Source organism: Aureispira sp. CCB-E, assembly GCF_031326345.1.
Lineage (GTDB): Bacteria > Bacteroidota > Bacteroidia > Chitinophagales > Saprospiraceae > Aureispira.
Genome location: NZ_CP133671.1, coordinates 5,974,622 through 5,998,390 on the forward strand (window position 1 = coordinate 5,974,622; position 23,769 = coordinate 5,998,390).

The following is a 23,769-nucleotide window of genomic DNA, read 5'->3' on the forward strand; positions in this document are numbered from 1 at the left end:
GCCTACTGAACTAACAAGTATACTTAATTTGTGGATTTTATTATAATATTTACGCGTCGATTTTTTGCCATAGCATCAATATTATAACTGCCATCTTCGTTTTTATTCGGCACCATTGGATTTTTTTCTCCTTCTGATTTGGTCTTGATTGTAATTTCCAAATTCTGTTCCTGCAAGTAGTTCTTAACAGATTCGGCTCGTTCCAACCCTAATTCTCGATTATACGACTCTGTACCTCTACTATCAGTATGCCCTATTATCACCAAATAATCATCAGGATTCCGTCCAAAATACTGCCTTAGTGAATCAACGTATACTTCAAAAGTAGGATTAGGATTGAATACTCCTGAATTGTATGCAAACTTGGCACTTTTGTCGGTATAAGTAATATCTTTTACAGATGTTTTTATTAGCTCTAGAAATGCCGTATCTTCTTTGGTTTGAGCAATAGCATTCGGTGGAATATAACCAACTATATTAAAAGACAAATATTCCTCGACAGGATCACTAATAGCCAATTTAGATTGCGCTTGGATGCGCCCCTTTGGCAGTTGGTACTCGTGAATCAATTTGTCTATAATGGTTTGTGCCCTTGCCATTCCCAGATCATTGTACAAGTTGCTATTTTTTATTGCTTTACTTTCGCTTGACAAATAGTATCCTGTTATCACCAAATAAATACTATCCGCTGGATGTTCCTCCAAAAAAGAAACAACATAACCTAAAAACTTTTCATTCCCATCTATATAGGTATAGTCGTGGCTTGCATAATCAAAATAAAACTGGGGATAATTTTCTAACAGTATGTGCTCACCTGCTGTTAAATCTAACGTTTCTGGGATATTGTCCAAAAAAGTAGAATCTACATCTGCTAATGGAGGTCCACACTCCCCTTTTATTTCGCAAATGTAGTAATTCCGAGCGAATACCGCCCAAATCATAAAAATCCCTAAACCTATGAAAAATCGTATCATTTGAATGTAAGTAATCGTTCAAAAAAATAATAAGTACCACGCAGTAACAACAAAGTCAACGCTTCCTTTTTGCTCTTTGATTAGTACTAAAAATCCCCCCATTTTTATAATCATTTTTTCTATCCTCTTACCTATTGTAATAATATTAAGGAGTAAAACATTTGATCTTGGGACACCTCAAATTGTGCCACACAAATGGGTTCACTTCGTACAAATATACAAACTATTTAACGTGCTTCTCTCGTCCAAATCCTACAAAACACATAAGTAATATAAACTTTTTTTGAGGAAAACTACTGTATTTACCTCCATTCTTACGATTCACTTTGTCAAGTGCAATAAGCTTACTTATAAAACATTATTGATATCCTCTCTAGCAACACTTGACAATAAACTGAGAATATACAACAATCTATTTCTATTCAACTATCTGCTAGTTATTCTTAGATGTACTATTCTAAAAAACAGTTTTTGCACCTAAGAACAACTAACCAATAGTCTCTATAATAGTGACATCATTTATCCCCAAAATTGTGCAGCACTCATTTAATGACTGTGACCACTTTCATTGTGTTTTTCATTTTTTTCGTAATCCATTCCACACACAGGACAAGTTCCCATTTCATCGCTCCCACTTCCCTCACAATGCATGGGGCAAATATATGCTGCCGTGTATTCTTTTCCTTGCTGTTCTGTCGATTCCTTTTTGTCATCAGACTCTACGTTAACAGAGCAAGATACTAGTGTTATAACGACAAAAAGCAGCGCAATAATTCCATAAGTTGACTTCATAATTGTTTGTTTTTAATAAAATGACAATAGCTCGTTGAAACCATACCACAGGTTAGTAGCATAGCGAACTCATCAACGAACTACTAAATATGATTGAATAGTTTTTTATTTTTTAAAGGATAATGTTTCTTCAATAGAACCACAACGCAACATCTTATCTCCAAAATAAGGGTTTTGAATTCCCTCCTCTTGACTTAACCAATTTGCCCCTTTATCATCTAAAGCCATTGGGCAATATTGAACAAAAAACGTCCCTTCGGTAATTCCGAATACCTTAACGAGTGGAATCAACTCATCCGATAACGTTGCAAAAGCTGCCCGTTGAGCATCTATACTTTTTGCTAAGTGCAGGGTCTCGAGCGATTTTTCTATTGAAGGCATTTTTTCCATCCAAAATAGATGTTCCTTTCCTTCCAGCAAACTCATATCTATATGCTCCATTTTTTTAGCCACCACCTCACTAGCTTGCTGTGCCTTGTCAAAATCACTTGCTACTAAGGCATTTTTAAGCACCAAATAACTCTTTATCAACTCGGTCCACAATCGTTTAAACTCATCCGACACCTCCTTCTGATAGTTCGGCAACTGATGCTCTCGCAAAGCAGTCTCTTTGACACGCACCAAGCGATTCATCATGCTATTTTTATTACTTAATTGCGCTGCCGCATCGATTCTAAAAGCACCATTGACCACAATTTCTTCTCCATCACTCACACCTTCTTTAACGATAAAATGTTCTCCCAAATCTGCCCCTAATTCTACCTCTCGAAACTCAAAAGTAGGGACATCCACTTCAGGATTTTTCACATAAATAACCGAGCGTTTTCCAGTCCATAAGACAGCTGTTTTAGGAACGACAATAGGACTTGAGACGTCCTTAGATGGTAAGGGATTAACACGTACAATTCCTTTGGCAAACATTTCAGGTTTTAGCATGCCACTTCGGTTGTTCAACTCAACTCTAGCCGCAGCTACTCTTGTATTGGGATTGATAATAGGATCTATAAATGTAATTTTAGAGCGATATGTTTTTTGAGGCATTGCCTCTATATTAAATTCGATGGTGGTTCCCTTTTTGATCCATTTCAAGTCCTTCTCGTGGACATCAAACAACACCCAAACACGATTCAAATCCATAATATCAAACAAAGGACTGCCTTGTTTTACATAATCACCTTCTTCAACATAACGCCTAGTCAATATACCCGAACGTTCTGCATAAATGGCTACTTCCCTCTGTATTTGACCACTTTCTTCAATCTCCTTAATTGTTGATAGTGGCAATTTCCATTGTAGAATTTTCTGTCGAGCAGCTTCGTACAGTGCTGGATATTCCTTTTTAAGCTTGATGGCTTCTAATAATTCTTTTTGCGCACTAACTAATTCAGGCGCATACAATACAGCTATTTTTTGGTTCTTGCGCACTTGTTCCCCCTCAAAAGCAACCAATAACTCTTCCAAACGTCCACTCATATGAGCCACTTGAGTAGCATCCGTCCTTGCGTCCATCTGTACTTTTCCAGTCAAAAAGATTTCTTTTTGGGGCTTGGCCATCGAGGTTGCAGCAGATAAATTACCAACAACCGTTGTCTCTACTTGTGCTAACTTCACCGCTTCTTTTGTCATAACTAGCTGCGTAGCATTGTCTTGATTGGCATCCTCAGAAATAGGGATTAAATCCATCCCGCATATCGGACAATCTCCTGGTTCGTTTTGTCTTATTTGAGGATGCATGGAACAAGTCCAAATCTCTTCCTTTGGAGGTGTTTTTATGGGATTATCAATCGTATTTTTATCGGTAGTTGTAGAATTAGCTGAAAAAACCAGCCACCCAATTAAAAAACCTAGCAATAAGCTTACAATTAGCCCACTAAGCTGTCGAATATTATTTTTAATTGTATCTTTCATTGTATCAATTGAATAAAGGTTGTGCAAATAATTGTTCTAGACCGATTAGAGCTCTATTTTGTACAATAGAATACTCGATCAATTTTTGTTGATAATTCAGCAAGCTTCGCTCTAACTGTAGTATTTCATCAATACTTTTATTATCAACACTATACTCTGCTAATAACAGATCTAAGGTTTTCTGTGTAAAAGCAATTTGCGCTCGATAATGCTTCAGGTTGATTTGTGCCGCTCGGTAAGAAGTCAACATATTTTCTAATTGCACTTCTAAATTATCCATTAAATGCTCCTCTTGGTAATCCAAAGCTTTTAGCTCAAAGACCACTTCTTTCACCCTAGCTTGATTTTGATCTTTATAAATAGGCACTTGAATGCTAAAGGTAGGCATCAAAATGCCTTGCCCATTTTGAGGAGGATTGGCATCCGTTCTTTTGGTCAAAAAAGTATAATTTAAGCCCACCCCATACGTTGGTCTATTTTTAGTTTTTTGAACCATCATTTTTTGGTTGGCAACCCTTCTTTGAGCCTCTAACAACCCCATTTGTGGGTTTTGGTGACGCATCCAAACCATCAAAGAATCCTTTGGGTAGGTCAACTGTCGCAATGTGATGGTATCCATTGTTGCAGGGAAAGGCAAACTATCCTCTTTTACAAGTTGAGCAAACGCAAGCTCCAAGACAGGTAATTTGTTCTCCAACAGCTCTATTTTTGCCACTCGATTGTTCTGCTCCATTTTTATTTGATAAACATCTGCTAGACTGCCCTGTCCATTCTCAACCTTTTGTAATGCCAATTTTTCTAAAGTTTTTAATAACTCTAGATTGCGCCATTCGACATTAGTTAGTGCTTTGATTTCAGAAGCTTGGTACCAAATATCACGCAAATTAAAATAAAGCTGATTGCGAATAACTTGTGCCTCTTGTAACTTCAACAACCCCTGTTCATGAATCAAACTTTTTTTTGCTTTCAAAGCACCAAAAGCAGGAAACATTTGTGTTGCTCCTAGCCTAAATCGCTGCGCTCCCAATCTAGTTTCAACAGGAAGCACAAACACGCCTAAAGCCACGGAAGGCGGTGGCAATTTTACCTGTGTACTTCTTTCTTTTGTACTATAATATTGATTAAAAGTAGCTTTGAGTTGGGGGTTGTTGTTAACCGCAGCCTTATAGTACGTTTCAAAATTTTGCCCTGTTAACGACCACGCTATACAGAGGCAAATTATTACAATTAAATATCTCATAAGCCCTCTTTTTTAGTTCTTCTATATAATTTCAATTCAGCCCAAGCGCAAAATAAAACAGGCACTGTAAACATGGTTATCATTTGGATGACCATCCCCCCAAAAGAAGGAATTGCCATTGGAATCATAATATCTGATCCACGACCACTAGAAGTTAAGACAGGCAACAAAGCCAAGATAGTCGTAGCAGTCGTCATCATTGCGGGACGTACCCTTCGGCACCCCGCCTCTAGCACAGCAGCTCGGATTTCAGATACTGTTTGAGGCTCGTTATCCTTGAAGGATTGCTGCAAATAAGTTCCAACCAACACCCCATCGTCTGTAGCGATACCAAACAGAGCTAAAAAACCAACCCAAACAGCAACGCTTAAATTAATGGGGTTAATTTGGAATAGATCACGCAAATTTGTTCCCCCAATTGTCGCATCCAAGAACCAATCTTCGTTGTACAGTCCAATCATGATGAAGCCTCCTGAGAAAGCTATAATCACCCCCATAAAAACCATTAAAGAAAGTGCTACAGAAGAAAATTGAAGGTACAGGATTAAGAAAATACATAGTAAGGCAATGGGCATGACAATCGCCAAACGTTTATTCGCTCGAACTTGATTTTCATAATTTCCCGCAAAACGATAACTAACTCCTGCGGGTACAGTCAATTGACCACTCTTGATTTGCTCTTGAATATAGTTTTGAGCATTTTCAACTACCGTAGTTTCCGAAAAGCCAGCTTCTTTATCCAACAAAACATAACCTGTCAGAAAACCATCTTCGCTCTTTATTGCCTGAGGTCCTTGCTCATAGTTGATTGTTGCGACATCCTCCAAAGGTATTTCGGTATCTCCATCTATAGGAATTAAAAGCTTTCGAATAGCATCAGGGTCTTTTCTCAGTGCTCTAGGATACCGCACTCGAATGCCATAGCGTTCTCGTCCTTCTACGGTTTGTGACAAAACCATCCCTCCAATGGCTACTTGAACATAGTTTTGCACCGTTTTTATTTTTAATCCATACCTAGCTAGTGCCTTTCGATCAAAATCAATTTCCAGATAAGGTTTTCCGACAATTCGGTCGGCAAAAACAGCCTTTGCTTTGACCCCGTCGACTTCTTTTAATAATGCTTCTAACTTGAATCCGAAGTCTTGAATGGTTTTCAGGTCTGGTCCTTTTATTTTGAGACCTATTGGCGCACGCATTCCTGTTTGCAACATCACCAACCTAGTTTCTATGGGTTGTAATTTAGGGGCTGGTGTTACCCCAGGTATTTTGGTCGCAGCAACAATTTCGTTCCAAATATCGTCTGGAGATTTTATATGCTCTCTCCACTGCCTAAAATATTGACCATTTTTATCAGGAATTAACGCTCCCGATTGATCATAGACAAAATGTCTCTTCCGATCAACCTTAAATCGTATCTTTTGCCCATTTTCATTGGTTTTATATTCTGATTTATAATTGATAATGTTCTCAAACATAGACATAGGCGCAGGATCCAAAGCCGATTCTACCCGACCAGCTTTCCCAACCACTCCATCTACTTCAGGGATAGAAGCCACTGCCATATCTAACAATCGAATAATTTCCTGATTCTCTTCCATGCCTGCATGGGGCATACTAGTTGGCATCAACAAAAAAGCGCCCTCATCCAAACTTGGCATAAACTCCGTTTGTGTTTGGCGGTATACGTTGGTTCCCATTAGAATAATAAGGATGGGCAGCAAAAAAAACAGCAGTTTGTATCGCAGACAAAAGCGTAATATTTTTTCATAGCTAACAATAACCAACTGGAAAAAACCTAGTATTAAGGCAATCAAAATACTTGTTAGTAAAAAGTTACTAAAATCAGAATAACTCCCCCCTAAAGGCATCCACTCTATCGCTAAGAAATAAGTTAAAACTAAAGCATAAATGAAGTTTTTGCCATTATTACCCAACCATTGAAGCGATTGAGGCAAGCGGTGTGCATTCATTGCCAATAACTCCATACTAGCAATAAGAATAGCTATTGCCCCTGCCCAATATTGCCCAAATACCAAACCGACACCTCCCAACAAGGCTAAGGAGAGGTATAAAAATACTTTCAAGAAACGCTTGGATGAAGCACCTTTTTTTTCAAAAATCCAATAGGCAAATGTAGGCAGAACAATTACTGTCAACAATATAGAAGCCAACAGAGCAAAAGTTTTTGTCATCGCCAAAGGACGAAACAATTTTCCTTCTGCTGCTACCATTGTAAAAACAGGTAAGAAGCTAATGATGGTTGTCGCAACAGCCGTAATAATAGCAGAAGCGACCTCTTTTGTTGCTTTAAAAATCGTTTCTATTTTAGATTCTGAGGCTGGTGCCTTTTCTATATTCTCTACAATATTCTCGGAAAGCACAATTCCCATATCGACCATGGTTCCTATGGCGATGGCAATACCTGATAAAGCAACAACATTCGCATCAACCCCCAAATAACGCATGGCAATAAAACACATTAGCACAGCAATGGGCAATAAGCTTGAAACTAAGATAGAAGCTTTTAAATTTAGGAGTAAAATAATAATGACAATAATGGTAATCAACATCTCCAATGTAAGCGCTTCTTGCAAGGTACCTATTGTTTCTTTTATCAAGTGACTCCGATCGTAAAATGGCACAATGCGCAATTTGGAAACGGTTCCATCTGCTAAGGTTTTACTCGGCAAACCATGCTCTAATTCCTTGATTTTTGCTTTTACATTATCAATTACTTCTAGCGGATTGGCACCGTATCTAGCCACAACGACTCCTCCAACTACCTCTGCCCCGCTCTTATCCAATATTCCTCTGCGAACGGCGGGTCCCAAAACAACCCTTCCTATATCCTTTACATAAATAGGGTTGTTGTTTCTATGAGTAATAACCGATTCCTCTAAATCTTGCACACTTTTGATATAACCTAAGCCTCGAACAAAATACTCTACACGATTGACCTCCAAAGTTTTGGCACCAACGTCTAAGTTGCTATTCCGAACAGCTTCAATTACTTGATTTAATGTTATATCATACGCTATTAATTGATTGGGATCAACATCAACTTGGTACTCTTTGACATAGCCCCCAATAGAAGCAATTTCAGATACCCCACTTGCGGATGCTAGGCTATACTTCACATAAAAATCTTGTATCGACCGCAACTCTTGTGGGTCCCACCCACCTGTTGCCACACCTTGCTCATCTCTGCCTTCTATTGTATACCAATAGATTTGCCCCAAAGCAGTGGCATCTGGTCCTAAGCTCGGTTGTACTTCGTTTGGCAACAAGCCATTGGGCAAGGAATTCAGCTTTTCTAAGATGCGAGAACGACTCCAATAAAACTCTATATCTTCTTCAAAAATGATATAAATACTAGAAAAACCAAACATGGAGTTGCTTCGAATGGTTCGCACACCTGGGATGCCTAACAAAGCTGTCGTAAGCGGGTACGTAATTTGGTCTTCTATATCTTGTGGCGATCGACCATTCCAAGCGGTGAAAACAATTTGTTGATTCTCTCCAATATCTGGAATGGCATCCACAGCAACAGGGTCATTTGGCAAGAAATATTTGTCTATATCAAATGGCATTGTTACCACTCCCCAAACAATAGTTAATAGTACCAATAGAAAGGTAATCAATCTATTTTTTAGGAAAAATAAAATTAATTTATCTAACATATTCTAGATTTTGACACTTGATGAGCATCAAGTACATTAAAAACACCTTATACCTATACATTAAGTATACGTATAAGTTTTCTAAAACTTATAGTCAAAATCTAATCTCTAACACAAAAAAGAACAAAATAACAGATATGTAGCTACCTGATTGGGAGGTGCTTTATAAGTACAATACTGCCATTTCTCTTGCGCATCCCAATAAATGGGCTGAACGACTGGCTCTATACAATAATGAATAATTGGGATATATGCAAAGCTCCAAGGAGTGCTTAAATTCTTGTCAACATCTAGAAGTTGTTGCGCACTGCTATCAACACTAAAAATGGTCTTATTTTCACAACATTTCTTCTTACCTATTTGAGGAGTTTTTGTAGAACAGTGCTGCGTTATTTTTTTTTGTTTTTTACAACAGTCTTTTGTAGTTGTGTAGAAGGATACGGTTTTTAATTTATCTTGACAATAATGCTGATGCGCCAATACCCCTGTTGTAGAAAACAACAAGGTGATCAGATTGATGATATGGAGCAATTGTATTAACATGATTGATTTGATCGTTTCCGTAATAATCTGCTGAAACCACGCAGCAACACCACAAAAAACTACGTTTGCCAAGTGATTTCTGCTTAGTAGTACAAAAGAGTTGTTTATAAACTTAACCAACTACTATTTCTATTAATTACGCATAAAAGTAACTAAAAAATTTTAATCCAGTTTAGATTAACATTTAATTAAAACTAAAAAAGGTTCCCCATGTCTCTAAACCAATATGGAGAACCCTATAAAATGTGCTATTTCTTATTTTAGTAGTTCGTTGATTACTTCGTGAGCGCTGCGCTTTTAGTTAGCTTCGCTGCTACTGCGTGGTATTTTATGAGATCGCTTCGCTTAGTTACCTGCGGTGCTACTTCGTGGTATTGCATGAGTGCTACGCAGTTGATAATCAATTTTTTAACACAAAACACAGTAAAAACTATAACTTATTAATTATCAAAATAATAAAGTTTTTCAACGACCACGTAGTAACAGCGCAGCTAACTATTGTTATTTGACAACTACTGATTTTTTGTTAACAAAACCTAAAATTCCTTCTCGCCCCAGTTCACGACCAACCCCCGACTGTTTTATTCCTCCAAATGGAATTCTGGGATCAGAGCTCATCAATTTATTAATTGCCACAGCTCCTACTTCTAGTTGGTGAGCCACAGCAATTGCTTTTTCTTCGTCTTCTGACCATACTGTTGCTGCCAATCCAAAAATAGAATCATTAGCCAAAGCTACTGCTTCTGTTGTATTTTTAACAACAAAAAATACACCGACAGGTCCAAACAATTCTTCTTCATAAGCAGGCATTCCCTTTTTCACATTACTCAATAGCATCGGATAAAAATAATTTGTACCTTTTTTGTGTCCTCCAGAGAATTCTACAATAGCTCCCATATCAATGGATTTATTGACTTGCTCTTGCAACTCTTCTGCCAAGTCCATTCGAGCCATAACACTAATTCTAGTTGCTTCATCCATCGGGTCTCCAACTACCAATTGTTGCATTTCCTCTTTTAGAAGTTTCATAAATTCATCTGCAACGGCTTCTTCTACAATAAGCCGTTTGGCAGAAATACAGGTTTGCCCCGTATTGTGCATTCTCGACTGAACAGCAATTTTAGCCGCTTGTGGTAAATCAGCGTCCTTCAAGACAATAAAAGGATCAGAACCACCTAATTCAAGGACACATTCTGTCAAGTTTTTGCCTGCCAACTCTCCTACTGCCTTTCCTGCAGGAACACTTCCCGTTAGAGCAACACCTTGTACCATATCTTGCGCCAAAATATCTCCTACCAAATCACTATCAATAATCACATGTTGAAAAACGCCTTTAGGAAAACCAGCCGCTTCAAATATTTGATGAATCAACTCACCACAACCAATGACATTAGAAGCGTGCTTTAAAATGGTAACATTACCTGCCATAAGAGCTGGAGCCGCAAAACGAAATACTTGCCAAAAAGGAAAATTCCAAGGCATTACTTGCAAAATCGTTCCCAATGGCTGATAGGTCACATAGCTTTTTGTAAACTCTGTTTTAATAGGTTGATCCGCTAAGAAATCATCGGCATTTTCTGCATAAAATCGGCAAACCAAGGCACATTTTTCTATTTCCGAAACAGCTTGCGTAATTGGTTTTCCCATCTCCAAAGTCATCTGTTTCGCATAACTTCCTTTGTTCGCTTCTAAAATTTCAGCTGTTTTCACAAAAAAAGCTGCTCTTTGGGCATAAGATTGTCGCTTCCACTGATGGAAGGCAGCTTCTGACTGCTCCAATTTTGCTTTTACTTCATCCCAAGTTTCTAAACTATATTCTTTTAGCACCTGATTATCAATAGGATTAATCGTTCTCACGATTGTTTCTGTTGCGTTCATAATATATCGTTCTTTTTATAGTAGTTTGTTAACTCCCATTAAGCCGTAATAAGCATTCATTCATCGTTGATATACATATAACTTAACTGTCAACAATTTACCAACAACAACAGCTAATCAAACTAATATAATTTACTTCGTGAGATCGCTTTGCTTAGTTTGCTACACTGCTACTATATGGTTTCAACAGAGGAATGTTTTTCTTAGCGACAACAAATGCTCCTTAGTTTAGTGCACCTGTACACTCGCTTCTTTCAAGTGTTCTACCTTTAACAAACTACCTCTTTTCACTTTTTTTATTGTAATAATTTTAAACTTTATTGGCTCAATAACATATCAAACCAGTGTATTTTTGTACGTCAAATCTGAGTGAGCTTTTTTATGTTCAAAAATCTTATGTCTTTGCAAATCTTTAGATTTAGAACAATTCCACAAGGCATTTTGTTTTCTTGGTATGCTACAAGTATCTTTCCACCAGTATCAAGAATAACAAGTTTAAGCAGTAATTTGGGAAACACCCCAACTCAAATATTTACCTCCCCTTTCTAAAAAAAACAATTTAGCTCCATGAGCAATGTTATTAAATGTTGTTTTTGAACAACAAATCTGTCATAAAAGGGCGAAAAACAGCCATAAGAAGAATAAAAATGTCATTTTTCGACACATAAAAAGTTTAAATCCGTATTTTTGTGTTTATACATAAGTTCAATAGAGTTTGCTCCTTTCTATCTTTATTTTATCGTATTTGAAACATCAAAAGGCAAAGAAAACAATTCTATCTTAAAAGGTAGCATCTTTCTTATATAAACTTGAGCTTCTTGGCAAGCATGGAGGAATCCTTATTAAATCATTTACAAAAAAAATTGCTAGAAAAATGCCTTTAAATGGTAACATTCTCAAGACAAAAAACATTAAGCCCATAGAACCGTACAATTAAACTAAGTTTTTAAAGATTTATAACGCATCAAATCAATTATTACATGAAAGTCCTAAATAATCTCCTTACATATGGTCTCTTAGTTGTTCTATCTATTATGGTAGTTTCTTGTTCTAGCGACCAAACAGAAACTGCAGACGCTAATACAACAGATGTAGAGTCAACCGAAATCAATACTCGTAGTGCTTCTAGCAAAATTGCAGCTAAAGCTTTCTATTACAATAGCTTGGCAACCTTCAAAGAAGGTTACGCAGATGTTGACATCTCTACATTAGCTACGCTAGAAGGCAAAAAAGTAAATTTAGTCGTTTTGTATGAAGCGGATGCTCCTTGGGCAGAGATCTTTAATACAGGAAAATACGACCAAACAGGAAACGATACATTTAATGGATTGATGGCTTCTTACCAATTGGATATTGTTCAACAATTTGCTATTGATGAAGATAACGAAGGATTGGTTCTAGAACCTAATGCACTTTTAGAAAATCCAGTAGAAGCAGCACGCGAACTGTCTTTAGTCGAAGATGTACTAATGGTACAAATTAAAGAAGTTCCTCAAGAAGAAGATCTTAATACAACAGCTGACGTAAATTAATTTGTAGTACGCAGCGCGATAACCATAAAGCCATTATTCTACAGAGTAATGGCTTTATTGCTATTAAAAAAAAACGTACTTTCGTCCTCTGTATACATGAACTTGTTTAAAAATAAACTAATATCTAAATCCCATTTTAAACAACTTCAAAACATATTCCATTAATCATTTACTTTACCAATAATTTTTTGATTTTGTCCCCAGTCTTTTAATATAGAAAGTAAAGTATTAAAAATTATAACTTAGAATGAAACGTATAAAAACTTTATTGGTATTCGCTGTTGTTGCTTCTTTACTATCCTTAGTTGTTGTTGCTTGTACAAACAATGAAGCTTCAAATACTACCGACACAACAACAAAAGCCGATTCATCTATCATTGACACCTCTACGTTGGGAACTAGAACGGTCAAGAAAAAAGTCGCTGCAAAAGCTTATTACTACAAGAGTCTAGCATCTTTTGAAAAAGGAAAAGTTAGCTTAGAATTAGAAGACCTTGCCAGCCTTGCTGATAAGAAAGTTAGTTTGGTTGTACTTTATGAAGCCAATGCTCCATGGGCACAAATTTTTAGCTCTGGTGAATTCAGTATTACTGGGGATGACCACCTTAATGGTTTAATGGAATCTTACAATTTACAGATTATTCAACAATTTGCTATTGATGATGCTAACGAAGGAATTGTCATGGAACCTAAAGAAATTCTAGAAGATCCTATTGAGGCAGCACGAGAAGTCTCTATGGTTGAACATGTATTGATGGTTCATGTCAAAGAAGTTCCTGAATCAACTAGTACTGCTATAGCTGATACTGAAAAATAAGCAATTAGTCCGTTACATTCTGTTCAATCAAAATGCCCAAAACCAATTGAGGTGGCATTGACCAATAAAAAATACAAGAAAGCATTGTTTTGGAATCTATCCCAAACAATGCTTTCTTATTTTTAATGCCTTATCCTCCAAGCGCTAAGTTCAATAGCAATTCAAAAAAAGGGAATCATTCTCTATCTACATCTGTTTATTTAAAGCTACAAGTGAAAAAGAGAGTTCGTTAAAATTACCTTAATAGCCTTTCTATTTTTATATTTTTTAAGTACCTTGTATATACAAAATGAATAAAACATGAATTTAGAATTAGAAATACTAGAAGCCATCTTCACAAACGAAGGTAATGATCTGAGAACCATAACAGAAGAAAATACTGTTATGTTAGTTTTCTTGCGTCATTTTGGCTGTGTATTTTGTAGAGAAGCTCTAAATGATTTTGCAAACATCAAAGACGAATTGGATCGCCTCAACATTAAATTGGTTTTTGTCCATATGGCAGAAGAAATTTATGGGGAGCAATACTTAAAAGAGTATAACCTAGAGTCAGAGGAACATGTCTCTGATCCAGATATGACACTTTATGAGTATTTTGGTCTGCAAAAAGGAACATTTAGTGAACTTTATGGCCTCAAAGTTTGGTCTCGGGCAATTGGGTTAAAATTTGGCTTTGAAACTAAAAAACCATTAGGAAACATGAAGCAAATGCCTGGTGTTTTCTTGCTTAAAGAAGGTAAAATAATTAATAGTTTCATTCACAAATCGGCATCGGATCAACCTGATTATTTAGCTATGACAAAATTATTAAGGTCTGACGCTTCTCAAAGCAACTAATACACCTACCAATAGGATTAGACACTTTTACTGTTGTAAAAGTGAAAGGCTTTTTTGTGTCGTTATAAAATATTCTCGCTCTCATTCTCAATAGTTCGTTGAAACCACGTAGTAGCAACATAGAGTTCACTAAATAATAGCCTATTTGACTATTACTAATACCACAAAGAAACTATTCATGCAATCCGCAACGAACTACTCATTCTATATTTAATGAAAAAAAGAACTAAAATTCGTTTAGGCATCGGAGTTGGAATTCTCATTCCTCTATTGATTTTTGGTTTCTGGCCAATGGGCAATCCTAAATACAATATTGTCTTCGACAAAGACAAAATAGATTATCGTCATCGTTACCTCCAACAACAACAAACGCACTCAGACTCTACCCCATTGCCTAACATTATAGTCATTTTGGCGGATGATCTAAGTCTTATGGATGTGTCTAGATATGGTGGGCAACACGTCCACACAAAACACATAGATGCTATTGGTGCGAATGGTGTGACCTTCAAAGAAGGTTATATTTCTTCTCCAATCTGTGCCCCTTCAAGAGCAGGTCTTATCACGGGACGTTATCAACAACGTTTTGGCTTTGAAATCAACATACACGAACGTTATCCCAAAAATAGAATTGAATATTTTGTCTATGCAAACCTTCTTAATACTGGTGACTGGAAAGTAGCACAACACGAAGATTGGGCTGTCCCTACTTTCGAAGCGATGCACAAACAAGGGCTACCACCTACAGAATTTACGCTAGCTGAAATTCTCAAAACAAAAGGCTACCATACAGCAGCTATTGGCAAATGGCATATGGGGTATAACGAAACAGCTATTCCTATCAAACGAGGTTTTGATTACCATTATGGTTTTTACGAAGCCTTTAGTTTGTACGCCCCTGAAGACAAAGAAGGCATTATCAATCAAAAACTATCTGATTTTTCAGATCCTCATATCTGGGGAAAAGGTAGAACGGGAAACTGTGCAATCCGAAAAAATGATCAAGTTATCAAAGAAGATACTTATTTGACTACCAAGATTGCTTCTGAAACTAATGCTTGGATAAAAGCACACAAAGACGACCCATTTTTTGTATATGTCCCTTTTTCTGCTCCACATACTCCTTTTCAGGCAACAAAAGCTTATTATGATCAATACGCTCATATTGAATCTCCCGAAAAACGGATTTATTATGCTATGATTCATGCTTTAGATGATGCGGTAGGTTCTATTATGCAACAACTAAAAGAGCTGCATTTAGAAGAAAATACATTGGTCATTTTTCTTAGTGATAATGGTGGCGCTACTTATACTGGTGCCGCAGATAACAGTCCGCTAAAAGGAGGCAAATTCACCAATTTTGAAGGAGGTATTAATGTTCCTTTTATGATGCAATGGAAAGGAACAATTCCCCAAGGAATGATTTACAAAAAACCCGTTAGTGCGCTTGATATTTTTGCAACAAGTACTGCACTAGCTCAAGTTAACCTTCCTAAGGATCGAGAATTTGATGGGGTTAATCTGATGCCCTACTTGCTAGACTCTACTTATAACGATAAAGTACCACATGAAGCACTCTTTTGGCGTTCTGAATACCACAAGGCTGTTCGCAAAGGCGATTGGAAACTCATTCAAGACGACTTAGCTCAACGTACCGTTTTATATAATCTAGCCCAAGACAAACACGAACAACAAAATGTAGCCCATCAACACCCAGCTGTTGTGCAATCCCTTCAAACCGACTTTAAAAACTGGGAAAAAAAACTCATTCCTAGTAATTGGCCAAGGGTAATGGATTATGAAATACATGCTGGTCAAGCGGTTTATTATTTCCCTTTATAAAATATAGTAGTTAGCACGCTTGTTCTAAACTACTTCAAAACAATTGGAGGCAATTTGGGGTTAAAATAATAGTGGCTTTCTTATTGGTTGAATTGATTCATTGAGGGCTGGATACAAAAGTTTGCTTTAACAACGATGATGCAACAAGAATTTACAAATAACTAGAACCAGCTTTTCTAGGCTGCCAACAGCAAGTATAATTTACGTTCTACTTGGTAAGTATTCTTTTGCACCTCTTTTTTCTAAGATTATTTCTTACGGTGAACTCTACTTCAATAACTAGCTGCGCTGCTACTTCGTGGTCGTGGATTATTATTCGCTTTGTTACTCCCTTCGGTCGTGAGCTCGCTATGCTCGGTTCGCTCATGAGAGCGCAAGGCTAGTTCCCTCTGGTCATGAACTTGGGCTTTTGTGCTACTAGCACAAGCCTACTCGGCAAGCTTAGTTTTTTAGCTTTTTTGTAAAAAACTAAAAAAGCACCTTTACAAAATATTGATTACCAACTACTTAAGAAACTAAGCAACAAAATTATACTCTATTGATAATCAACGGCGAAGCCCTCACACGGTAAACTGATGCGATTTTTCCATGAAGTAATGATTTATAAAAGTCAATTATTTTAATCATTTTTATGAAACCAACTAAACATATTGCTATTGTAGGGGCAGGACCAAGAGGCTTATCTGCCCTAGAGTGTCTTTATACTCAAAATTGTTCCAAATATCTTATTAAAACATTGCTTTTTGAAGCCACAGAGCACCTTGGCTGTGGTCCTATTTATGCACAAGAACAGCCAGACAGTAATTGGCTAAATATTTCTGAACGATTCCTTGAAATTGAAGCACGTCAAGCCATTACATTAGAACAGCAGTACATTCCTACATTCCCATCATATCACGAGTGGACTAATTATAATACAGCTACTCCTGCCCAATCACCCGATTATTACCCTCCTCGTTCCAAATTGGGACGCTATCTACAAGAACGCTTTTGGTCAATAGCAGGACCATTACAAAAAGAAGGGCATTTGTCAATCATCCCCAAAAAAGTACAACAAGTTATAAAAAAAGGGACTGCTACAAGCCTAAAAACTGAAGATGGTCGTATTTATACTTCGGATGAAATTTTATTGACCATTGGGCATCAACCAACGGATTGGGACCAGCAAATAGAAAAATGGCAAAGCTTTGCTACCAAGACACCTTCTATTGCTCTTTTTAAAGAATGCTACCCTATTCGACAATTTTTAAATCACTCTATTATTACAACGCATAGTACCATTGCATTGCGAGGCTTTGGTTTAGCCATGATGGATGTTGTAAGGGGGATTTTAGAGGGGCTCGGCGGACGCTTTGTCAAAAATGAGACGAATCAATCCGTGTATTTTGAAGGCAATAAACATATTCCAAAACAGTTTGTGCCCTTTTCTTTAGATGGTCTTCCAATGGCTCCTAAGCCTTTAAATCAAGAAATTGATAATTGGTTTAAGCCTACAACAGAAGAACTTCAATATCTAAGTCGTGAATTGGATGTAGCCTCGTCCTCTCATGCGCCTAATATTGAAAATAATCTTTTTTTAATACAAGCATTTGCTCCTCTTGCCGCTTCTATTTTTAGCAGGCTAAGTTCATCTGTAGCGCATCAATTAAGTATTGAAAGCATTAAAAATCAAGTTGTACTATGGTTAGGCAATTTAGATTATCAACACGAGTTGATCATCCCTAAGCATCAAGCAGCAGTAATTAGTATGCAGCATTACATAGAAATGGCTTTAGGAAATGCTCCCATAAGCTTGGATTATTGTATTGGGCAAGTTTGGAGACACTGTCAGCCAACATTCTATAAAAAATTATCGTTTCACAATTTATCCAATGAGGTTGCTCAAGCTATTATTACTTTGGACGAGCGCATGAAACGCTATGCCTATGGACCACCTGTTGATAGCATTCAACAACTCGTTGCCTTAGTGGATAAGGGGCTTTTGAATCTGGACTTTGTACATAATCCTAGCATAAATTTATCTAAAACAGGGTGGCAAATATCATCCAATCACCAATCAATAGAAGCAACTGTTATGATTGATACCGTCTTAGACTCACCACAACTATTAAAGGTTTCTACGCCTATTATTCGACACTTACTAAAGGATGAGTTGATCGCTCCAATACATGATCAGCTTGGATTAATAACAGATCGTTATTCTTATGCCCTGTCCCAACAAAACAGTCAACAACTTCCTATCGCTGTTTTGGGAAGATTGTGCAAAGGCACAGTACTTGGAGTTGATGCCATATTAGAATGCTTTGGGGAACGCTCCCATCAATGGGCATCCAAAGCCGTTTTATAATTCTTTAATCATTTTACTCTTTTCAATATCTACAAAATCAAAAATCACCCATATTATGGAAACTATTTTTAGTACTCAACCAGTCGATATTCTAAGAATACTCATTTCATCGGCAATTATATACGCCTTAATTATCATTTATATTCGGCTACTTGGCAAGCGTTCTACTTCTGAGTTAAATAATTTTGATTGGGTAGTAACCGTGTCGATTGGTTCAATTGTTGCCTCTACGATTATTCTCAAAGATATTTCGGTAACAGAAGGAGGACTTGCTGTTCTTATTTTATTAATTCTTCAATACATCTTGACCAAAATGATGTTCTCTTCAGACCAGTTGAGAGAAGTTGTTAAGTCCACGCCTCAATTACTACTCTTTGAAGGAAAATTTATAGATGAAAATATGAAAAAAGAACGCATCCTAAAACCAGAAATATACGCAGCAATCCGCCAAAAGGGGTTAAAATCCATTCAACAAATTTATGCCATAGTTTTAGAAACCAATTCCAAATTGAGTATCATTCCCAATGAAAACTCGGACGAAATTGGTTTTTCTTTGAGTGATGTTCAAGGACTACCAGAAGGTTTGAAAAAAGACCTCGAAGAAAAAGCCAATGCCCCTACCTAATAACAAAAGGCAAAGCATTAACGCCTTGCCTTTGTCATATTTAGAGTATAAGCATTTGCTATTTTGCAATCTACAAAATCCTAGCAACAAGCTCTTGTTTACTCTTTGTTTTTAATAATTTTTGAAGTATGTACCTGCGCTGTCCCTTCATGATGTACACGCACCATATAAGTTCCATTTGGATAAGCGGACAAGTCAACAGGGATACGATTCATGCCTACGACACTCGATACATTTTTAGTCGATACTTGTTTCCCTAATACATCCAATACTTCTATTCGTAAAGCTTCTTTTTTAGTTGCTTCGTATTGATAATAAACAAGTTTATCGGTTGGATTGGGATAAAAACTATAGCCCAAATTATCTGGAGCAATGACTAATAAAATAGTATTGGACAAATTAGCTTCTCCACTCGCTTCTAGCAATTCTAAGCGATAGTAATTCGCCCCTTCAAAAGGATGTTCGTCATCAAATGTATAATAAGTTGTTGTTGTTGAGTTGCCTTGTGCAGCGACACTTCCTATTGTTTCAAAAGTTACTCCATCCTTACTCCGTTGTACATTAAAACGTTCTGAGTTTTGTTCTGCTTCTGTTGCCCAACGCAAATGATTGACTTTGCCGTCTGTTTCTCCATCAAAATACAACCACTGCACAGGCAATAAAATATTAGGCACAAGCGTAATTCCTAGCGTTCCACCAGAAAAACTATTAACGCCATTAAATTGACCATAATTAATTCCATTCGGAGTCACTCCTCCTACCCCTGTCAAATGAAGTCCATCATAATCTGGAGCAGTATAATTAGAGCCAACATTCTTAAACCAATAAGCCCCTAAAGGATTGGCATATTTGTAAGAATACCCACAGGCAGGATAAGTTGCCATCCAGTTTGCTGCTGCATTCTCTACCGCAGCCCTTTCAGACGCTTCATAATAGAAACGTACGTTGTAAGGTGGGTTTAGTGTTCCACCTCCAAAATTAACATTCCAACTACGCTCCATTTCAAAATATTCCTCTCCTGGTGTTAGGTTGCTTGCAGCACAAGAAGGAGCTGTAAATGGTCCTTGCGATTGTTGATACCAAGTACCATTGTCCCATATTGTAATCTCAGGAAATCCAGCAGGCGCACCAGTCAAATCTCCTTGTATAGATAATAGTATTTCGTCGTTATCATAGAAATGATGCCAACCATTGTCATCAGTACAATAATTAGTTGTTGAAATAGCATTTACTCCATAGACATAATCTTTTAAATTGATCGTCTGAAAATCATCCGTTGTAATATTACAAGCTCCCTCTCGGCGAATATATATGGTCTGACCATTAGTAGGGACAAAAGAATAAACACTTCCTGTGCCTAGCCATGTTCCCGTCCCATTCGGTCCAGTATACCAATGAATGGCAGAACCAACTCCTGCAACTCCTCCTCCAGCATTAAGTGTCATTGTTGTATTAGGACACTGTGTTCCTACGATAGGTGACAAAGTAGGAGTGGTAGAGGGTGTTCCTACGATAACATCTACTGTTTCTGTCAGCGTACAAGAACCAAATACAGAAGTAACGGTATAAGTTGTTGTTGTTGATGGCGCAACAGTTGGATTTTGAATGTTTGCATTACTCAATCCTAGAGTTGGTGACCAAATATAACTTGTTCCGATAACACCAGTATAGGCAACATCAGCACTAGTAATACAAGAAGAATTCGATGTTCCGCCGCCAACTGAGCAGAAATTATTAACATTATTATTAACATCAATGGTAAAAATAACTTGCCCATCTACATTCCACAAGTTCCATTGTGCTTGTGTAATGGTTATCGTATTACACAAAGGTGTTGTTCCACAATCATTATAAGCTACTCCTGCGGTCACTTCATTGTACGTTCCTAAATTGACACCTCCTTCCCCATATACTGTAAAACTTTCACTAGAAGATCCAAAATCTCCAACCACACATAAGGTAAGCGTAACATTTCCTGAAGCATCCGGCACTCCTGAATTAAATGTTACAGTATGATCGCCCCCTGTAACATTAGAACACATTGGCAAAGTAGCGGAAGTAGCTTCTGTATAAGCTTGTGCTGCTCCAAGAGGAACAACAGCACCATTTTCGTATAACTGAGCATTTAAGTTCACCGCAGGATCTCCTGCACACATATTAATAGGTCCCGTAGGATTCATTGCCAACTGTAAATCTAAGACATTTATCGTTGCGATAGCAGAACCAGTACACCCTGACACACCATCTGTTACATTTAACAAATAAGTTGTCGTATCTGTTGGTGTTGCAATTGGGTTGGCAATCGTTGGATCAGATAGGCTTGCGACAGGCGACCAACTATAAACAGGTGCTGTAGCTGCTTGTTGACACATGGTAAAGCGCATGTCTGCTCTATTTGTATATCTTGACCCTGTTGCATTGGTGCAAGCATTAATTGTGGTGGAAGTGGTCGCATATTGTATACAACGATAAGCTGGAGAGGTACTAGAATAACGAACAGACTCAGAGCCATTCGCCCCTGTCTCTCTAGAACAGAACTGAATGATTAGATTAGAAGTTCCGTCCCAATCCCAATCGGTTATATTAAAGTTGTGCCAGTTGTTATTGGCTAAATTTATATTATTGGTGGGACCAAATACTTGGGTCATGCTTGCTGTACTTGCAAAATTAGTATTCGTAAATTCATCTTGACTTGTACATCCCATCCAAATCTCAACATCATCATAATTATATGATGTTGACGTTGTTACAAATAGAGCCAATTCTCGTATGGTTCCTCCATAATACCCCATCGCATTTAACTCCGCAGCAGTATAAATATATTGGATTCGTTTGGTATAATTGGATGTTGTCGATGTTGATCCATAAAAAGGAGAATACGTTGTTGTCCCAGAGGTTCCTGTTCCTACTATTGGCTGCGTTGTTGTTCCCGTACACCCCGAACTAATGCCACAAGTCAACGGGTATATAACTGCGGTAGAGTTAAGCTGTGCCGATGTTCCAGGACAAATAGTTGTGTCTACGGGTGATATATTTACTGTTGGCCCTACTCCCGAAACCGTTATGGGAATATTTCCTGTCATTACACATCCATTTGCAGAAGTTACATCTACCGTATAATTCGTTGTTACGATAGGGTTTGCGATGGGATTTCCTATAGCTGGGTCATTTAAGCTCGAAGCTGGTGTCCAGTTGTAGGTAAACGGACCTCTAGCAGCAGGACCACTAGCATTTAGTTGTACCAATTCATTGGCACAGATTGTTGCTGAACTTGGTGTCAATGTTAGAGGAAAATCAGGAACTACATTTACTGTTACCGTAGAAACATTCGTACACACTCCTACTAAATTTCCTGTAACAGTATATGTAGTGGTGGAGGATGGACTAGCAATCGGATTAGGGCAATTGGTACAACTCAGTCCTGCGGCAGGAGACCACGTATAAGAGGTGGCACCGAAAGCTTGCAATTGCGTTGTTTGTGTCCCACATATTGTAACATCAGGACCAGCATAGACCCCTGTTGTAATATCAAAATCGACAGCGAAACCAGATGTTCCCAGAACAGGGCAGCCGTCATCTTGTACTGTAAACGTGATGACATCGTTCAAATAGCCAGGTTGAGATGTCCAACAAAAAGTTCCTGTAACGGGATTTATGCCTGTTTGTGTAAATGTTGCTCCAGGTAACAATGTGGTTCCATCTGTTGTAATCGTCAATACATCGGTTGCATCGACATCCGCAAAAACAACATCAAAGCAGACTTGATCACCAAAACAAGCTGCAATTGTATTGGGACCTGTTTGTGTTCCTGTGCCACTAAAATTACTAATTCCTCCTACAGGATTATTAGGTGGTGTATTTGTACAGTTGATAACCATAATTTGAAAATCATGAATAATTTCAGTGAGTATGTTACCATTGGAGTCCCATTCCCTAATCAAAATAGCAACAACATAGTTGCCAACATTGGGATGATTTAAAGATAGACACCCCGTTTGAGGGTCTAGTGTAAAGTTGTTTAAAGGTTGTGTAATTGAAAATCCAGCTTGATGAGTAATTGGCGCCTGACCTAAATTTAAAGGTGCAACCAAAGAAAAAGACATACTATCTCCTTCTTGGTCATAAGTTGTCAAGCAATAATTAAAATTGGTATTGGTACAAGCATAAGGAATTGGTGGAGCCGTAACAACAGGAGAATTATTACAGGGAGAATACGATGTATTCAGTGTCGTGGTTGTCACCATCGTATTTCCTGATCCACCATTCAGATTGCTAGAAGCATCTCGACAGCACAAACTATATTCCAAGTGCCAACCGTTGCAATTTGCAGGTAATATAATTGTTGCTTCATAGGTGTATTTCCAAATTCCAGGTTGCGTTCCTCCACTACAGTTGGAAGTAGCACTATTACACAATTGGTTAACATCTATCTCCGTGCCTACTTGATTAAAAACAGGTATGGTGGGATTTACCAAACCACAGTCATTCGTCAAAGTAAAATAAGATGCAGGCATGGTCGTTGGGTGTGTCCCAGGGCAGCGTCTAAAAACGGTTAAAGTGAATGTGTATTCTAGCGGATTGGCAGGATTACAAGTGTAGGTAATATTTGCTCCGGGTATGTGTGATGCTTGTATAGGTGCACAAAAAGAGCAAAGGAGGATAATGGCAATAGCCATTAACCCCTTGAGGGTGTAAAGATGATTCATAAGTGAGGTGTATTGGTTGTAAAAAGTTATTTTCTCAAATAATATTGA

Annotated in this window: 14 protein-coding genes; 6 read left to right on the forward strand and 8 right to left on the reverse strand. The window is 37.6% G+C overall.

The features are described from left to right. Positions 1 to 23: 23 nt before the first annotated feature. From QP953_RS23280 to QP953_RS23310, 7 genes are all read right to left on the reverse strand, one after another. Positions 24 to 974 carry an OmpA family protein gene (locus QP953_RS23280; RefSeq protein WP_081909508.1) on the reverse strand — a complete coding sequence of 317 codons (951 nt, stop codon included), beginning with the start codon at positions 972 to 974 and terminating at the stop codon, positions 24 to 26. A gap of 546 nt (positions 975 to 1,520) precedes the next feature. Then, on the reverse strand, positions 1,521 to 1,766 hold the full coding sequence (locus tag QP953_RS23285; RefSeq protein ID WP_309553117.1) for a heavy metal-binding domain-containing protein: 246 nt from the start codon (positions 1,764 to 1,766) through the stop codon (positions 1,521 to 1,523). A gap of 105 nt (positions 1,767 to 1,871) precedes the next feature. Then, positions 1,872 to 3,674 carry an efflux RND transporter periplasmic adaptor subunit gene (locus tag QP953_RS23290; RefSeq protein ID WP_309553118.1) on the reverse strand — a complete coding sequence of 601 codons (1,803 nt, stop codon included), beginning with the start codon at positions 3,672 to 3,674 and terminating at the stop codon, positions 1,872 to 1,874. 4 nt (positions 3,675 to 3,678) lie between these two features. Next, the gene (locus QP953_RS23295; RefSeq protein WP_309553119.1) at positions 3,679 to 4,914 is read right to left on the reverse strand and encodes a TolC family protein; all 1,236 of its coding nucleotides are present in this window, start codon (positions 4,912 to 4,914) and stop codon (positions 3,679 to 3,681) included. Then, complete coding sequence (locus tag QP953_RS23300) at positions 4,911 to 8,594, reverse strand: efflux RND transporter permease subunit (protein ID WP_309553120.1); 3,684 nt, start codon at positions 8,592 to 8,594, stop codon at positions 4,911 to 4,913. The genes QP953_RS23295 and QP953_RS23300 overlap by 4 nt, the downstream gene beginning before the upstream one ends. A gap of 108 nt (positions 8,595 to 8,702) precedes the next feature. After that, positions 8,703 to 9,209: an HYC_CC_PP family protein gene (locus tag QP953_RS23305; RefSeq protein WP_309553121.1), complete on the reverse strand. Its 507-nt coding sequence runs from the start codon at positions 9,207 to 9,209 to the stop codon at positions 8,703 to 8,705. 429 nt (positions 9,210 to 9,638) lie between these two features. Next, a complete protein-coding gene (locus tag QP953_RS23310) occupies positions 9,639 to 11,015 on the reverse strand; it encodes an NAD-dependent succinate-semialdehyde dehydrogenase (protein ID WP_309553122.1) in 1,377 nt (458 codons plus the stop codon). A 980-nt stretch (positions 11,016 to 11,995) separates the two neighbouring features. On the opposite strand from QP953_RS23310, the gene QP953_RS23315 reads away from it, so the two are divergent. The 6 genes from QP953_RS23315 to QP953_RS23340 all read left to right on the forward strand — a co-directional run bounded on the left by QP953_RS23315 (position 11,996) and on the right by QP953_RS23340 (position 19,015). Continuing rightward, on the forward strand, positions 11,996 to 12,547 hold the full coding sequence (locus tag QP953_RS23315) for a hypothetical protein (RefSeq protein ID WP_052595134.1): 552 nt from the start codon (positions 11,996 to 11,998) through the stop codon (positions 12,545 to 12,547). Between the two features lie 247 nt (positions 12,548 to 12,794). After that, the gene (locus tag QP953_RS23320; RefSeq protein ID WP_309553123.1) at positions 12,795 to 13,364 is read left to right on the forward strand and encodes a hypothetical protein; all 570 of its coding nucleotides are present in this window, start codon (positions 12,795 to 12,797) and stop codon (positions 13,362 to 13,364) included. Positions 13,365 to 13,664: 300 nt separating this feature from the next. Then, positions 13,665 to 14,201, forward strand: a complete 537-nt coding sequence (locus tag QP953_RS23325; protein ID WP_052595131.1) for a SelL-related redox protein — start codon at positions 13,665 to 13,667, stop codon at positions 14,199 to 14,201. Between the two features lie 213 nt (positions 14,202 to 14,414). Beyond that, positions 14,415 to 16,043, forward strand: coding sequence for a sulfatase-like hydrolase/transferase (locus tag QP953_RS23330; protein ID WP_309553124.1), 1,629 nt, complete (start codon positions 14,415 to 14,417; stop codon positions 16,041 to 16,043). A gap of 631 nt (positions 16,044 to 16,674) precedes the next feature. Next, entirely contained in the window at positions 16,675 to 18,390 is a 1,716-nt protein-coding gene (locus tag QP953_RS23335) for an FAD/NAD(P)-binding protein (protein ID WP_309553125.1), read from the forward strand. Between the two features lie 55 nt (positions 18,391 to 18,445). After that, on the forward strand, positions 18,446 to 19,015 hold the full coding sequence (locus QP953_RS23340; RefSeq protein WP_052595125.1) for a DUF421 domain-containing protein: 570 nt from the start codon (positions 18,446 to 18,448) through the stop codon (positions 19,013 to 19,015). A 98-nt stretch (positions 19,016 to 19,113) separates the two neighbouring features. Here QP953_RS23340 and QP953_RS23345 read toward each other — a convergent pair whose 3' ends face one another. Further along, entirely contained in the window at positions 19,114 to 23,721 is a 4,608-nt protein-coding gene (locus QP953_RS23345) for a T9SS type A sorting domain-containing protein (protein WP_309553126.1), read from the reverse strand. Between the last annotated feature and the right edge of the window lie 48 nt (positions 23,722 to 23,769).